Source organism: Bacillota bacterium, assembly GCA_012518215.1.
Classification (GTDB): Bacteria; Bacillota; Dethiobacteria; order DTU022; family PWGO01; genus JAAYSV01.
Genome location: JAAYSV010000044.1, coordinates 1 through 14,856 on the forward strand (window position 1 = coordinate 1; position 14,856 = coordinate 14,856).

The window sequence follows — 14,856 nt, forward strand, 5'->3', positions numbered from 1 at the left end:
TGATAACGTGAACATGGACATAGAACTTATCACGCCCATTGCCATCGAGGGAGGCCTCCGTTTCGCTATCCGTGAAGGCGGCCGTACCGTCGGTGCGGGAGTGGTAACCGCCGTGACGAGTTAGTTTGACGGGAAAAAGGAGGCGGGTAATTCCCGCCCCTTTTTTATTTGTACATGTGCATAATTATTTGTACCGATTTATTGACAAAAGCTCAATCATTATGGTAAATTGAAAGTTGTTGCATAATCATGGTAGAAGACGCGCGGAGGAATATTGGACAATGAGAGTAACGATAACACTTGCTTGTGATGAATGCAAGATGCGAAATTATCATACCAGGAAAAATAAAAAAAATGATCCCGATCGGCTGGAACGCCGAAAATACTGCCCGGTATGCAAGAAACACACCACACACAAGGAAACAAAATAGCAGGGGAAACAATCGGATGAATCTGTTAAAAAGGATAGCCAAATTTTTTGGTGAAGTGAGAATAGAGCTAAAAAAAGTTCATTGGCCCACACAGCGTGAAATTGCTGTTTATTTTACCGTTGTGATCACTACCATTCTGGCCATAGGGGTTTTTTTCTGGGGAATAGATTATGGTTTGACCACACTACTTAAACGATTTATCTTGCGCTGATGTTTTTCATTCAAAGAGGAGGGTAGGGGGCAGGGTCGGCCGATTTGTCCCCGAAGAGATGACCGATAGCGAAAATCTAAATGAAAAAATAGATATGTCGGTAAGCGATGATGAAAACAAAAAATGGTATGTTATACATACCTACGCCGGTTATGAAAACCGGGTAAAGACCAACCTCGAAAAACGGGTAGGTTCCATGGAAGCCGAAGAAAGTATTTTCCGGATATTTGTTCCCGAAATGAAGGAAATAACCGGAAAAGGCGGACAGAGGAAGACGGTAATGAAGAAAGTATTCCCCGGGTATGTTTTTGTGGAAATGATCATGAACGATGATTCGTGGTATGTGGTACGCAACACCCCCGGGGTAACCGGATTCGTGGGCCCCGGGTCCAAGCCGATTCCGCTCAGCAAAGAAGAAATCAACCACATCATGAAACAGATGGGGTTGGCGGAAGCCAGGCCAAAGATCGGCATCGACCTCAAGGAAGCGGTCAGGGTTATCGACGGGCCCTTCAAAAATTTTGAGGGCACTGTTGAGGAGATAAATTCAGAAAAAGGAAAACTCAAGGTTCTGGTAACGATGTTTGGGCGAGAAACCCCGGTGGAGTTGGATTTCTATCAGGTGGAAAAATTTTAGACAGATTTTATACTGGAGGGCAAGATCTTGGCAAAGAAAATAATTGGCATTATCAAACTGCAGATCCCGGCCGGAAAAGCTACGCCGGCACCCCCGGTGGGGCCGGCATTGGGGCAGCACGCGGTTAACATAATGGCTTTCTGCAAGGAGTTCAATGAACGCACCGAACAGCAGTCGGGGCTGATAATCCCGGTGGAAATTACGGTTTATGAAGATCGTTCATTTGCCTTTATCACGAAGACCCCGCCGGCAGCCGTTTTGCTAAAAAAAGCGGCGGGGGTGGATAAGGGGTCTGCCGAACCCAATCTGGAAAAAGTAGCCACCGTATCGCGAGAAAAGGTCAAGGAAATTGCGGAATTGAAAAAGGAAGATCTGAATGCCGTAGACCTGGAGGGTGCAATCAGGATAGTGGAAGGTACGGCTCGCAGTATGGGTATCATTGTAAAATAGTATGCTCATCATATTAAAACGGTGGGAGAACATATCGTTGTTCGTTTACCACGAAGGGAGTATATGTTGATATGGTCAAGATTGCCAAAAAGCGCCAATCTCAGCGGGAGAGGGTGGATCGCGAACACCTGTATGAGCCCAAAGAAGCGTTGAAACTTGTCAAGGAGATCGCCTCGGCCAAATTTGACGAAACAGTGGAGCTGGCCATGCGTTTGAATGTCAACCCCAAGCATGCGGAGCAACAGGTCAGGGGGGCGGTGGTTCTGCCCCATGGAACCGGAAAAGAAGTGAGGGTTCTTGTTTTTGCCAAAGGGGAAAAAGTGAAGGAAGCCGAGGAAGCCGGTGCTGATTTTGTGGGTTCCGATGAATTGGCGGCCAAAATTCAGGGCGGGTGGTTTGATTTCGATGTTGCTGTTGCTACCCCGGATATGATGGGTACGGTGGGAAAACTGGGAAAAAACCTGGGGCCACGCGGGCTGATGCCCAACCCCAAAAGCGGTACAGTGACATTCGATCTCAAAAAAGCGATATCCGAGATCAAGGCGGGAAAGATAGAATACAGGGTGGACAAGTCCGGAAATATTCATGTTCCCATTGGCAAAATATCTTTTGATCTGGAAAAACTGGAAGAAAACTTCAGCACTGTATTTGATTCTATCGTTCAGGCCAGGCCCGCTGCGGTGAGGGGGCAATATATCAAGACAGTGACCGTAAGCTCCACCATGGGTGCGGGGGTAAAGGTGGCACCGCAACCTGCGGGGTGAGGCCCGATAAACAGCCGGGCCGATTACAACATAATAATTACCGTAGACAGCAGGTGTGTACTGCTTAAAAACTCACCGTTCCGGTTGATGGGTTGCCTGCCGAGGATAATTCGATTTCAATCGATACTTCTGTGCAGGTCTACGGAAGTATTTTTGTTTCAAGGAGGTGTGAAATGATTACCAGGAAACAGAAGGAAGCAAAGGTAAAAGAGATTGCCCAGGATATGAAAAATGCGAACCTGATTCTCTTGACCGATTACCGCGGGTTGAACGTTACCGATATTACCCGTATGCGCCGGGACATACGTGATACAGGTTTCAAATACAAGGTGGTCAAGAACAAGTTGAGTATAATCGCCGCCCGGGAGGCAGGTTTGGAAGCACTCGAGTCCTATTTCGAGGGGCCGGTGGCCATGGCTTTCAGTGATATCGATCCCGTGGAAACAACCAAGATAATGCTGAAGTGGGTCAAGGAACTGGATCACCTGTCCATCAAAGTGGGCCTGCTCGATGGCCGGGTTCTGGATGTAAAGGAAGTGGAAGCCCTGGGGGCAATACCTTCCGGTGAAGTGCTTCTGGCAATGGTTTGCGGTGCTTTTCAGGCACCAATACTTGGCCTGGTTACAGTTCTTCAGGGTAACATCAGCAAACTGGTGTTTACACTTGAAAGTATCCGGCAGCAGAAAGAAATTTCATAAAAATGATTTTAAATCAGGAGGTTAAAAGATGACGAAGGTAGCAGAAATAGTTGAAAAAGTGAAGGGTTTGACCGTTCTGGAGCTGGCTGAACTGGTGAAGACGTTGGAAGAGGAATTCGGTGTGTCTGCATCAGCTGCCATGGTTGCCGCGGCACCGGCGGCGGCCTCCGTTGAAACGGAAGAACAGAAGGAACAGACCGATTTTGATGTTGTGCTGGTCGAAGCCGGGGAGAAGAAGATCCAGGTTATCAAGGCGGTACGGGAACTTACAGGACTGGGTCTCAAAGAGTCAAAGGCCCTTGTCGACGAAGCTCCCAAGCCGGTAAAGGAGAAGGTAGGCAAGGAAGAAGCCGAAGCGATCAAGGCCAAAATAGAAGAGGCGGGCGGCAAGGTAGAGATCAAATAAAAAAACATTGTTGTGCAAAGAAATATGGTAATAGCAGAAAAAAAACGGCTTTTGATGGCCGTTTTTTTTATTTGACATAAAAAAAAGACTGTGATAAAATATGTGAATGCGGATAAATATAATCGAGTCGATCTTTCTTCAATGAATAAGCAGTATGCCCATTAGGAATAATATTATAATATCCCTTTATTTCTTTTGGGCTGTTTTTGTTCTGTTTGCAGTTTTCGATTTTGCTTTCAATAATATATTTTACCTCATTAATTATATTACGCAAGGGGGACTTTTTTGATGCACAAGGAAGTAAAAGCCGGAAAAAGAATGAGGCGTAGCTATGCGGGGATCGAGGAGGTACTGGAACTACCGAATCTTGTTGAAGTGCAGCAAATATCTTATTCCTGGTTTTTAGAAAAAGGCCTTCGTGAAACGTTCAATGATATTTCACCCATCAAGGATTTTATTGGAAACCTTGTTCTGGAGATCGTGGATTACAAGCTGGGGGAACCCAAATACACGGTGGAGCAATGTAAAGAAAAAGATGCTACCTATTCGGTTCCTTTGAGAGTACAGGTTCGCCTTATCAACAAGGAAACCGGGGAAGTAAAGGAACAGGAAGTATTCATGGGGGATATCCCCAAAATGACCGAGAACGGTACTTTTGTTATCAACGGGGCGGAACGGGTTATCGTCAGCCAGCTGGTGCGGTCCCCGGGAGTGTATTTCAAACGCGTACTTGATCCGAGCGGGAAGGATGTATTCCAGGCCACCATCATACCGAATCGTGGAACGTGGCTTGAATTTGAAACCGATGTAAAAGATGACATTATCTATGTGCGTATCGATCGCACACGGAAGATACCGGTTACCGTCCTGTTGAAAGCCATCGGTTTTGGAAGCAGTCAGGAAATACTGGATTTGTTGAACCACGATCCGCGCATTCTGAATACCCTGGAGAAAGATCATACCGATTCTCATGAATCCGGATTGTTGGAAATCTACAAAAGGTTAAGACCCGGTGAACCTCTGAATGTGGATACGGCTCGAAACCTGCTCGATTCCCTCTTCTTTGATTCCAAACGATATGATTTCGCTGATGTGGGACGGTACAAGGTTGATAAAAAACTTTCTCTCAAACGGAGGGTCTTGAATCGTATCCTTGCCGAAGATCTGGTACATCCTTCGACCGGTAAAATAATTGCCAGGAAGGATGGGAAGATAGACGAGAAGTTGTACAAGAAAATTGAATCGTTGGGTATCGACCGGGCGCTGGTAATGGAGAAAGATCAGGTTCATCTGGTAAGAAATAACAGAAGCAAAGACGGAGACAACAAGGGTGTAAAGCATCTCCTTAAAGAAGATATCGTGGCCACGGTGAATTACCTGCTCAATCTCATGGATGGAATCGGCGTGGAGGATGATATCGACCATCTTGGCAATCGGCGTCTCAGGGGGGTAGGGGAGTTGTTGCAAAACCAGTTTCGTATAGGGCTTTCAAGGATGGAAAGGGTCATCAAGGAACGGATGACCATTCAGGACGTGGAGGCTATTACTCCCCAAGCGTTGATCAACATCCGCCCCATAATTGCTTCTATCAAGGAATTTTTCGGGAGTAGCCAGTTGTCGCAATTCATGGACCAGACCAACCCGCTGGCGGAACTTACACATAAACGGCGGTTGAGTGCCCTGGGACCGGGTGGTTTAAGCCGGGAAAGAGCAGGTTTTGAAGTCAGGGACGTCCACCATTCTCACTATGGCAGGATGTGCCCCATCGAAACGCCGGAAGGGCCCAACATCGGGTTGATCGGTTCATTGAGTACCTATGCCCGCATCAATGAACACGGTTTTATCGAGACCCCCAACCGGAAGGTGGATAAAAAGAAAAAAAGGGTAACCAACGAGATAGAATATCTTACCGCCGACGATGAAGATAATTATGTTGTGGCCCAGGCAAATGCGGAACTTGACCGGGATGGATATTTTTTGAGCGACCGTATTATCTGTCGTTACCAGCATGAGGCTGTGGTCAAACTGCCAGAAGAGATCGATTACATGGACGTTTCTCCGAAGCAGCTGGTCAGTGTTGCCACCGCATTGATTCCTTTCCTGGAAAATGATGATGCCAACCGTGCACTGATGGGTGCAAACATGCAACGCCAGGCAGTGCCCTTGCTGAGGACGGAAGCTCCGCTGGTTGGAACGGGTATGGAAGATAAAGTTGCTTTCGACAGTTGGGTGATGGCCATCGCCGGGGGCAGCGGTGAAGTTGTGAATTTGACGGCCGACGAAATCGTGATCAAACGGGATGAGGATCCCCATGGTTCCAACCGGATCATCAACGGGCGTACCGGTGAAAAACTGCCTACAGAACGTACCGTGAATGGTCTGTTGCACGGACATGACATCTACACATTGTACAAATTCAGAAGGTCAAACCAGGGGACCTGCATGAACCAACGGCCTATCGTGACCAAAGGTCAGAGGGTTGTCGCCGGTGAGGTCATCGCCGATGGCCCCTGCACGGATATGGGAGAACTGGCACTGGGGCGCAATGTTCTGGTAGCTTTTCTGCCCTGGGAAGGATACAATTTTGAGGATGCTATACTACTCAACGAGCGGTTGGTAAAAGATGATGTTTTTACTTCCATACACATCGAAGAACACGAGATAGAAGCGCGTGATACAAAACTTGGGCCCGAGGAAATTACCCGCGATATTCCCAATGTGGGGGATGAGGCACTCAGCAATCTGGATGACCGGGGGGTTATCTATATCGGTGCCGAAGTTAGAGCCGGGGATATTCTTGTGGGAAAAGTAACACCCAAGGGTGAGACCGAACTCACCGCGGAAGAGAGGTTGCTGAGGGCCATTTTTGGTGAAAAATCCCGTGAAGTGAGGGACACATCGCTGAAGGTTCCCCATGGCGAATCCGGGATCGTGGTCGATGTAAAAGTCTTTGACCGTGAAGACCATGACGAACTATCTCCCGGGGTCAACCGCCTTGTCCGTGTGTATGTGGCGCAGAAACGCAAGATTTCGGTGGGGGACAAGATGGCCGGGCGTCACGGGAACAAGGGGGTTATCGCCCGCATTTTGCCGGAGGAAGATATGCCTTTTCTTCCCGATGGTACGCCGGTAGATATCGTTCTCAATCCCCTGGGCGTTCCCTCAAGGATGAATATTGGACAGGTACTTGAGGCACACCTGGGGATGGCGGCCAAGGCCCTCGGTTTGCATATATCTTCACCCGTATTCGACGGTGCCAACGAAGAAGATGCCTTTGCCGCCCTGGAGGAGGCCAGGTTGCCCCGGGATGGAAAGACGGTCCTTTATGATGGAAGGACCGGTGAAAAGTTCAATGAACGGGTTACAGTAGGTTATATCTACATGTTGAAGCTTGCCCATCTCGTGGATGACAAGATCCATGCCCGTTCGACCGGGCCCTATTCACTGGTTACTCAACAACCGCTGGGAGGCAAAGCCCAATTTGGAGGGCAGAGGTTCGGCGAGATGGAAGTCTGGGCGCTGGAAGCCTATGGTGCGGCGTATACACTGCAGGAAATTTTGACCATCAAATCGGACGACATCGTTGGCAGGGTGAAGACTTACGAGGCGATTGTCAAAGGTGACAATATACCCGAACCCGGTGTTCCGGAATCATTCAAGGTCCTGGTCAAAGAATTGCAAAGTTTGTGTCTGGATGTCAAGGTTCTCAGTGAGGAGGAGGAAGTGGAGATCAAGGAAGACAGTGAGGACGAGGTAGTGGATCTGGAGATAAACATCGAAGGAAAGGAATCCGACGATGAGGATGAGATTCCGGATGGGGAAAAAGATGATGAAACAATCGGCGCCGGAGAGGCAGAAAAATTGGAAGAAGTAGAGCCAGAGATGGAGGCCGTGAAAGCGGGGGAAGATGTGGAAATAGCTGATGAATCCCCATCTACATTGGTTGATGTCGTCAAAAAAAAGAATGAAAAATGACCGCGAATTTCCTGGCATTCAACAGAGGAGGCAGGGAGGTAGCCTTGCATTCCCGGTGGCGGTTGAGACTTTAACAAATTTATTTCAAAGGAGTGTTATAATTGATAGATATCAACAATTTTGACACCTTGAAGATCGGGCTGGCCTCTTCGGAACAGATCAGGGCCTGGTCCCGGGGAGAAGTTAAAAAACCTGAAACTATCAACTATAGAACCCTCAAGCCGGAAAAAGAAGGTCTCTTTTGTGAAAAGATTTTTGGGCCTGTCAAGGACTGGGAGTGCCATTGCGGCAGATACAAAAGAAATAGATACCGGGGAGTGGTATGTGACCGTTGCGGTGTGGAGGTAACGCGAGCCAAGGTGCGGCGCGAAAGAATGGGGCATATTGAATTGGCGGCCCCGGTATCCCACATCTGGTATTTCAAGGGTATACCCAGCAGGTTGGGCTTGCTGCTGGATATATCCCCTCGATTCCTGGAGCGGGTACTGTATTTTGCATCTTATATCGTTATCGATCCCGGTGAAACGTATCTGACCAAAAAACAACTTTTGACGGAAGCTGAATACTGGGAATACAGGGAAAAATACGAGGCTGTTTTCGATGCGGGCAAGGGATTCAAAGCGGAGATGGGTGCCGAAGCCATCAAAAAGCTTCTGGAAGAAATCGATCTCGATGAACTGGTGACAGAACTCCGCGAAGATCTGAAAAATTTTACAGGGCAGAAGAAGATCAGAACTGTCCGGCGTCTGGAAGTGGTGGAATCATTCCGTAAATCAGGCAACAATCCTGCATGGATGATCCTGGAGGTAATTCCCGTTATTCCTCCCGATCTCAGACCGATGGTACAGCTGGATGGCGGGCGTTTTGCCACCTCCGATCTCAACGATCTCTACCGCCGGGTTATCAACCGCAACAACAGGCTGAAGCGCCTCCTGGATCTTGGGGCGCCGGATATCATTGTCAGGAACGAAAAACGCATGTTGCAGGAAGCGGTTGATGCCTTGATAGACAACGGTCGCCGGGGTCGGCCGGTGACAGGCCCGGGCAACCGTCCGTTGAAATCCCTCAGTGACATGTTGAAAGGAAAACAGGGCCGTTTCCGCCAGAACCTGCTCGGCAAGCGGGTGGATTATTCGGGACGTTCGGTGATCGTGGTGGGGCCCGAACTGAAATTCTATCAATGCGGCTTGCCAAAAGAAATGGCCCTGGAACTTTTCAAACCATTCGTCATGAAAAAGCTGGTCAATGATGGAATGGCCCACAATATCAAAAGTGCAAAAAGAAGTGTGGAGAAGATCCGTCCCGAAGTCTGGGATGTGCTCGAAGAAGTGATCAAGGAACACCCGGTGTTGTTGAATCGGGCTCCGACACTGCACCGTCTGGGAATCCAGGCCTTTGAACCCGTTCTGGTTGAAGGAAAAGCCATACAGATACATCCCCTGGTCTGTGTTGCTTACAATGCTGACTTTGACGGTGATCAGATGGCCGTTCATGTTCCTCTCTCGGCGGAGGCTCAGGCCGAGGCAAGGTTATTGATGTTATCTGCCCAGAACATTCTCAATCCCAAGGATGGAAACCCTGTTGCTGCACCGACCCAGGATATAGTACTGGGATGTTATTACCTCACCCTGGAAAAAGAAGGTGCCAGAGGTGAGGGCAGTATCTTTGCCGGCGCAGATGAAGCTTTCATGGCTTTTGAACAAAAATACGTGGATCTGCAAGCGAGGATATTTGTAAGGATGGACGGGATCAAAAAAGATGAATTTGAAGGAAGGCAAGGTCTTCTTCTGACCACGGTGGGCAAATTGATTTTCAATGAAATTTTCCCCGGCAGTTTTCCCTATATCAACAGCTCTGACCCGGAAAATATTCTTCCGGAAGATAATCTGATTGCCTACAAGAACCTGGACACCGGAAAGATACTGCAAAAAGTGGGTGTCAACGATCCCGTCAAGAAGGATTTTCTGGGCGAGGTCGTGTTGTGGTGTTATCGAAAATACGGGAACACCAAAACGTCAAAAATTCTTGATGATATCAAAAAATTGGGGTTCGGTTACGCTACCAAAGCAGGGATCACCGTTTCTATCGAGGGAATTATCGTTCCCCAGGAAAAGAAGAAGATACTGGGGAAAGCCGAGGAAAAAGTTGACGAGATAGATAAAAAATATCACCGCGGCCTCATAACCGAGAAGGAACGGTATGACCGTGTTATTGACATCTGGAGCAAGGCCAAGGATGACCTTACGAGAACACTCATGGAGGGCCTCGACGTATTCAACCCCATATACATGATGGCCGATTCCGGGGCCAGGGGCAATGAATCCCAGATAACACAGCTTGCGGGAATGCGCGGCCTGATGGCGGATCCCACCGGGCGGATTATCGACTTGCCCATCAAGGCCAACTTCCGTGAAGGCCTTACCGTGTTGGAATATTTTATTTCCACGCACGGAGCCAGGAAAGGTCTTGCCGACACGGCCCTCAAGACTGCCGATTCGGGTTATCTCACCCGCCGCCTGGTCGATGTGTCCCAGGATGTTATTATCAGGGAATACGATTGCGGCACCACAAACGGGGTCTCGCTGGCCGAGTATGTGGAGACCGGCAATGAACCACACGGGGCCATAGACAGGATTGTTGGCAGATTCTCGTTGGAGGACATTTACCATCCCGAGACCGGGGAAGTACTGATACCGGCTGACACGATGATCGACGAAGAAATGGCGGCAGAGTTGAAAACCCTGGGTATCAACGAGGTAAGATTCAGATCGGTGCTGTCCTGCAAAACCAAGCATGGGGTATGTGTAAAGTGTTATGGCCGGAACCTGGCCACGGGCAAGGTAGTGGATGTTGGTGAAGCGGTGGGCATCATCGCGGCGCAATCAATCGGGGAGCCCGGTACACAGCTTACCATGCGCACGTTCCATACCGGAGGCGTGGCTGGAGATGACATTACGCAAGGGTTGCCGCGGGTGGAGGAACTTTTTGAAGCTCGCAAACCCAAGGGGCAATCGGTGATCAGCGAGATTTCGGGGGTACTGGAGATATTCGAGACCCGTTACGAAAAAGAACTCAAAATAACCGCTGAACATGGTGAAGTCAGGAAGTACAAGATACCCTATGGTTCCCGTCTCAAGGTAGAAGAGGGACAGATCATAAATGCCGGTGATGAACTTACCAAAGGTTCAATCAACCCCCATGAATTGCTGAAGGTCAAGGGTGTGCGCGGGGTGCAGATTTACATGTTGCAGGAGGTACAGAATGTTTATCATATGCAGGGAGTGGATATCAATGATAAACATATCGAAGTTATCGTCCGGCAGATGCTCAAGAAAGTCAAGGTGGAAGATCCCGGAGATACTGACCTCCTTCCGGGGGGGATTGTTGACAGTTTTGTTTTTGAAGAGGTCAATGATGAGGTCATTGCAGCCGGTGGGAAACCGGCGTTGGCACGTCCATTGCTACTGGGGATTACCAAGGCATCACTGGCTACTGACTCGTTCCTGTCAGCGGCTTCTTTCCAGGAAACGACCAGGGTGTTGACCGATGCGTCAATCAAGGGGCGGATCGATCCCTTGCTGGGGCTGAAGGAAAATGTAATTATCGGCAAACTTGTTCCTGCCGGTACCGGCATGTCGCGCTATCGCAACATCAATGTTTCCCCCGTGGAGAACCTCGAGGAAAAAGATGAGGAGGTGTCCCTGTCGGAAGAAACCGGGTCCGTTTCCGAATCGGAAAAAAAAGAGGCTGTCATTCCGGCAACGCCCGGGGAAAATTGATTGACAGGGCAACAAGTAGGTGTTACAATGATCGAGTGCCCATTTCATGCGGTGAAAGGGGGGGCGGTGGATGAATCATGACATCGAGGACCTGAAAGCTGCAGAAAAAAAAGTGGTTGGGGCCAAACAGACCCTGAAATCTATCGAGAAAGGCGAGGCCAGGGCGGTATTTATTGCCGATGACGCGGAAGATAAAGTCATTGCTCCGCTGATCAAACTCTGCGAGGAGAAAGGGATATCCTGGAGGTATGCCGGGAGCATGGCCGAGCTTGGCAGGGCATCCGAAATAAAGGTTGGAGCTGCCGCCGTGGCGATTGTTTAGTAATCAGGAGGAGGGGGGGAAAGTATTGCCAACTCTGAATCAACTGGTCAGAAAGGGTAGAAAAAAAATAACCTACCAATCTTCTACTCCCGCATTGCAGGGGTGTCCGCAGAAGCGGGGGGTATGTACCCGGGTCTCCACGACGACACCCAAGAAGCCGAACTCGGCGTTGAGAAAAATTGCCCGCGTTCGTCTTACTAACGGGATGGAGGTTGCTACCTATATACCCGGTATAGGGCATAATTTGCAAGAACACTCCGTGGTTCTTGTGCGTGGAGGAAGAGTGAAGGATCTTCCGGGTGTCAGGTATCATCTGGTCAGGGGAGCCCTGGATTCGGCCGGCGTGGAGAACAGGGCCCAGGCTCGTTCCAAATATGGTACAAAAAAACCCAGGAATTGAGACGGACCATCTTTGAAGGAGGTGTGTTGGATTATGCCGAGAAAGGGCGCTGTTCCCAAAAGGGAAATTGTGGCTGACCCTGTATACAACAGTAAACTTGTTGCAAGGTTTATCAACAAATTGATGTACGACGGTAAAAGAGGAAAAGCCCAGAACATCATGTACAACGCCCTTGATATTATCAAGGAGAGGACGGGCAAGGATGCACTGGCCATATTTGAAAGTGCGGTCAGAAATGTTTCCCCGGTGCTTGAAGTAAAATCACGGCGTGTAGGGGGAGCCACTTACCAGGTGCCGGTTGAGGTTAGCCCCCATCGCAAGAGCATACTTGCAATCCGCTGGATCATCAATTATGCCCGCGCCCGTGGAGAGAAGACGATGTCGGAAAGGCTGGCCGGAGAAATCATGGATGCGGCCAATAGTACCAGCAATTCGTTCAAGAAAAAAGAAGATACGCACAAGATGGCCGATGCCAACAAGGCTTTCGCTCATTATCGCTGGTAATTTCGGAAACAATGTGTTGTTCAAAATAAATGAATGAAGGGGGGGAAAAAAATGAGAGATATTCCGTTGGCAAGAATCAGGAACATAGGTATCGTTGCTCACATCGATGCCGGAAAAACTACCACTACCGAAAGAATATTGTTTTACACGGGTAGAGTTCACCGCCTCGGTGAAGTTCATGAAGGAACGGCTACAATGGATTGGATGTCGCAGGAACAGGAGCGTGGTATAACCATCACTTCTGCTGCCACCACCTGTCATTGGCGCGATTGCCAGATCAACATTATTGATACGCCCGGGCATGTGGACTTTACCATGGAAGTGGAGCGGTCATTACGGGTGCTCGATGGCATGATTGCTGTTTTTGATGCCAAAAGCGGTGTGGAGCCCCAATCAGAAACGGTCTGGCGGCAGGCCGACTGTTATGAAGTTCCGCGCATTGCTTACCTCAACAAGATGGATATAATCGGTGCAGATTTTTTCAACACGGTCAGGATGATCGAGAAAAAACTCGATGCCAGAGCGGTACCGATCCAGGTGCCGATCATGGAACAGGACGATTTTAAAGGAATAATAGATATTATTCGTCTGAAGGCTACATCTTACATCGATGAGCTGGGTATGCAGAGTGAAAGGATCGAGATCCCAGAGGCGTACAGGCCCGGCGTGCTCAGGCATCGCGAAAAAATGATTGAAACCATTGCAGAGCATGACGACATTTTCATGGAACTTTATCTCGAGGGAAAGGATATAACCGTGGAAGACATCCGGCAAGCTTTGAGAAGGGCAACGATCAAAAACGAAATAGTTCCGGTACTCTGCGGTTCTTCGTATCGTAACAAGGGGGTTCAGCTCCTTCTGGATGCAGCTGTTTTTTATCTACCCTCGCCGGAAGATGTGCCGGCTGTCAAGGGCATCAATCACATGACCAAGGAAGAAACAAGTCGCCAGCCGACGGATGAAGCTCCTTTTTCTTCCCTGGCATTCAAGATAATGACCGACCCGTTTGTGGGCAAGTTGGCCTTCTTGCGTGTTTACTCCGGGGTGCTAAAAAGTGGTGACAGAATCTACAATTCCACCAAGGATCGAAAAGAAAGAATCGGCCGGATTTTGAAGATGCATGCCAATCACAGGGAGGATGCCAGCGAGATGGCAACCGGGGATATCGTGGCCGTTGTGGGGTTGAAAAATGTTTCCACGGGTGATACCCTCTGTGATCCGCATCATCCGATCATTCTGGAAAATATACGTTTTCCCCAGTCGGTAATTTCCGTGGCCATCGAACCCAAGACAAAGATGGATCAGGACAAAATGGCTTACTCGCTTCTCTGTCTTTCCGAGGAAGACCCTACTTTCCGGACCATGCAGGATAAGGAAACGGGGCAGATGATAATTTCCGGTATGGGAGAACTCCATCTTGAAGTTATTGTGGAACGCTTGCGGCGGGAATTCGATTTGCAAGTCAATGTAGGCCGTCCCCAGGTTGCTTACCGGGAGACGATCAGGGGAACCGCCCGGGGGGAAGGGAAATTTGTGCGGCAGACCGGGGGGCGGGGCCAGTACGGCCATGTCGTTCTGGAAATTGAACCCCTGGACACAACTGATGAAGACTTCGTGTTTGAAGAATCGATCACCGGGGGAACCGTTCCCAAGGAATATATCCCTGCTATTGAAAAAGGCATCGAGGAAACGCTTGCGAACGGGCTTATTGCCGGTTATCCCATGATCGGTGTCAAGGTAAATCTGATCGATGGTTCTTTTCATGAGGTGGATTCTTCAGAAGTAGCCTTCAAGATCGCAGCTTCCCAGGCCGTTAAAAAAGTGGTTTCGAAGGCCAACCCTGTCTTGCTGGAGCCGATAATGAGCCTGGAAATCACTGCACCCGAGCAGTACATGGGGGAAGTGATCGGGGATCTTACGGCGAGGCGTGGCCGTATTTCCGGAACCCAGCTGATCAAGGGAGCACAGTTGATCAAGGCCAATGTTCCTTTGAGCGAGATGTTCGGTTATGCAACGGAACTTCGTTCACGTACACAGGGACGGGGCGTGCATAGCATGCGTTTTTCTCATTACGAGGAAGTACCCAAAAATATTTATCACAAAATTGTAACCCATAGTATGGCTTATTAAAATTTGAGGGAGGAATGACTTAAATGGCCAAACAGAAATTTGAGAGGACGAAACCCCATGTCAATGTAGGAACGATCGGTCATGTTGACCATGGCAAGACCACTTTGACTGCGGCGGTCACGTATTGTTTATCGAGTGCGGGTTATGCA

At 49.0% G+C, this 14,856-nt stretch carries 15 protein-coding genes and 1 other annotated feature; all 15 genes read left to right on the top strand.

Annotated features, from left to right (window positions below):
• Nucleotides 1-124, top strand: a 124-nt coding sequence (tuf, locus tag GX364_06970) for an elongation factor Tu (protein ID NLI70586.1), incomplete at its 5' end; no start/stop codon positions are given.
• Between the two features lie 157 nt (nucleotides 125-281).
• A complete protein-coding gene (gene rpmG / locus GX364_06975) occupies nucleotides 282-431 on the top strand; it encodes a 50S ribosomal protein L33 (protein NLI70587.1) in 150 nt (49 codons plus the stop codon).
• A gap of 16 nt (nucleotides 432-447) precedes the next feature.
• A complete protein-coding gene (gene secE / locus GX364_06980) occupies nucleotides 448-642 on the top strand; it encodes a preprotein translocase subunit SecE (GenBank protein ID NLI70588.1) in 195 nt (64 codons plus the stop codon).
• Nucleotides 643-700: 58 nt separating this feature from the next.
• Nucleotides 701-1,279: a transcription termination/antitermination protein NusG gene (gene nusG, locus GX364_06985; protein NLI70589.1), complete on the top strand. Its 579-nt coding sequence runs from the start codon at nucleotides 701-703 to the stop codon at nucleotides 1,277-1,279.
• A 27-nt stretch (nucleotides 1,280-1,306) separates the two neighbouring features.
• Nucleotides 1,307-1,729 (top strand): 50S ribosomal protein L11, encoded by a 423-nt coding sequence (gene rplK, locus GX364_06990; protein NLI70590.1) that lies wholly within the window; start codon nucleotides 1,307-1,309, stop codon nucleotides 1,727-1,729.
• A gap of 71 nt (nucleotides 1,730-1,800) precedes the next feature.
• On the top strand, nucleotides 1,801-2,493 hold the full coding sequence (gene rplA, locus GX364_06995) for a 50S ribosomal protein L1 (GenBank protein ID NLI70591.1): 693 nt from the start codon (nucleotides 1,801-1,803) through the stop codon (nucleotides 2,491-2,493).
• Nucleotides 2,494-2,515: 22 nt separating this feature from the next.
• Nucleotides 2,516-2,658, top strand: a sequence feature (ribosomal protein L10 leader region).
• Between the two features lie 8 nt (nucleotides 2,659-2,666).
• Complete coding sequence (locus tag GX364_07000) at nucleotides 2,667-3,191, top strand: 50S ribosomal protein L10 (GenBank protein ID NLI70592.1); 525 nt, start codon at nucleotides 2,667-2,669, stop codon at nucleotides 3,189-3,191.
• Nucleotides 3,192-3,219: 28 nt separating this feature from the next.
• On the top strand, nucleotides 3,220-3,597 hold the full coding sequence (gene rplL, locus GX364_07005; protein ID NLI70593.1) for a 50S ribosomal protein L7/L12: 378 nt from the start codon (nucleotides 3,220-3,222) through the stop codon (nucleotides 3,595-3,597).
• A gap of 288 nt (nucleotides 3,598-3,885) precedes the next feature.
• On the top strand, nucleotides 3,886-7,572 hold the full coding sequence (gene rpoB, locus GX364_07010; protein NLI70594.1) for a DNA-directed RNA polymerase subunit beta: 3,687 nt from the start codon (nucleotides 3,886-3,888) through the stop codon (nucleotides 7,570-7,572).
• A gap of 101 nt (nucleotides 7,573-7,673) precedes the next feature.
• Nucleotides 7,674-11,351 carry a DNA-directed RNA polymerase subunit beta' gene (gene rpoC / locus GX364_07015; protein NLI70595.1) on the top strand — a complete coding sequence of 1,226 codons (3,678 nt, stop codon included), beginning with the start codon at nucleotides 7,674-7,676 and terminating at the stop codon, nucleotides 11,349-11,351.
• Between the two features lie 70 nt (nucleotides 11,352-11,421).
• The gene (locus GX364_07020) at nucleotides 11,422-11,673 is read left to right on the top strand and encodes a 50S ribosomal protein L7Ae-like protein (protein ID NLI70596.1); all 252 of its coding nucleotides are present in this window, start codon (nucleotides 11,422-11,424) and stop codon (nucleotides 11,671-11,673) included.
• A gap of 25 nt (nucleotides 11,674-11,698) precedes the next feature.
• The gene (locus GX364_07025) at nucleotides 11,699-12,073 is read left to right on the top strand and encodes a 30S ribosomal protein S12 (GenBank protein NLI70597.1); all 375 of its coding nucleotides are present in this window, start codon (nucleotides 11,699-11,701) and stop codon (nucleotides 12,071-12,073) included.
• A gap of 33 nt (nucleotides 12,074-12,106) precedes the next feature.
• Nucleotides 12,107-12,577: a 30S ribosomal protein S7 gene (gene rpsG, locus GX364_07030; protein ID NLI70598.1), complete on the top strand. Its 471-nt coding sequence runs from the start codon at nucleotides 12,107-12,109 to the stop codon at nucleotides 12,575-12,577.
• 51 nt (nucleotides 12,578-12,628) lie between these two features.
• Complete coding sequence (gene fusA, locus GX364_07035) at nucleotides 12,629-14,707, top strand: elongation factor G (GenBank protein NLI70599.1); 2,079 nt, start codon at nucleotides 12,629-12,631, stop codon at nucleotides 14,705-14,707.
• 23 nt (nucleotides 14,708-14,730) lie between these two features.
• Nucleotides 14,731-14,856, top strand: a 126-nt coding sequence (gene tuf / locus GX364_07040) for an elongation factor Tu (protein NLI70600.1), incomplete at its 3' end; no start/stop codon positions are given.

Excerpts from the sequence above, each read along its gene's own strand:
- GX364_07000 (NLI70592.1), top strand. The coding sequence starts at position 2,667 with ATGATTACCAGGAAACAGAAGGAAGCAAAGGTAAAAGAGATTGCCCAG.
- rplL (NLI70593.1), top strand. The coding sequence starts at position 3,220 with ATGACGAAGGTAGCAGAAATAGTTGAAAAAGTGAAGGGTTTGACCGTT.
- secE (NLI70588.1), top strand. The coding sequence starts at position 448 with ATGAATCTGTTAAAAAGGATAGCCAAATTTTTTGGTGAAGTGAGAATA.
- rpsG (NLI70598.1), top strand. The coding sequence starts at position 12,107 with ATGCCGAGAAAGGGCGCTGTTCCCAAAAGGGAAATTGTGGCTGACCCT.
- rpmG (NLI70587.1), top strand. The coding sequence starts at position 282 with ATGAGAGTAACGATAACACTTGCTTGTGATGAATGCAAGATGCGAAAT.
- nusG (NLI70589.1), top strand. The coding sequence starts at position 701 with ATGACCGATAGCGAAAATCTAAATGAAAAAATAGATATGTCGGTAAGC.
- rpoB (NLI70594.1), top strand. The coding sequence starts at position 3,886 with ATGCACAAGGAAGTAAAAGCCGGAAAAAGAATGAGGCGTAGCTATGCG.
- GX364_07020 (NLI70596.1), top strand. The coding sequence starts at position 11,422 with ATGAATCATGACATCGAGGACCTGAAAGCTGCAGAAAAAAAAGTGGTT.
- fusA (NLI70599.1), top strand. The coding sequence starts at position 12,629 with ATGAGAGATATTCCGTTGGCAAGAATCAGGAACATAGGTATCGTTGCT.
- rplA (NLI70591.1), top strand. The coding sequence starts at position 1,801 with ATGGTCAAGATTGCCAAAAAGCGCCAATCTCAGCGGGAGAGGGTGGAT.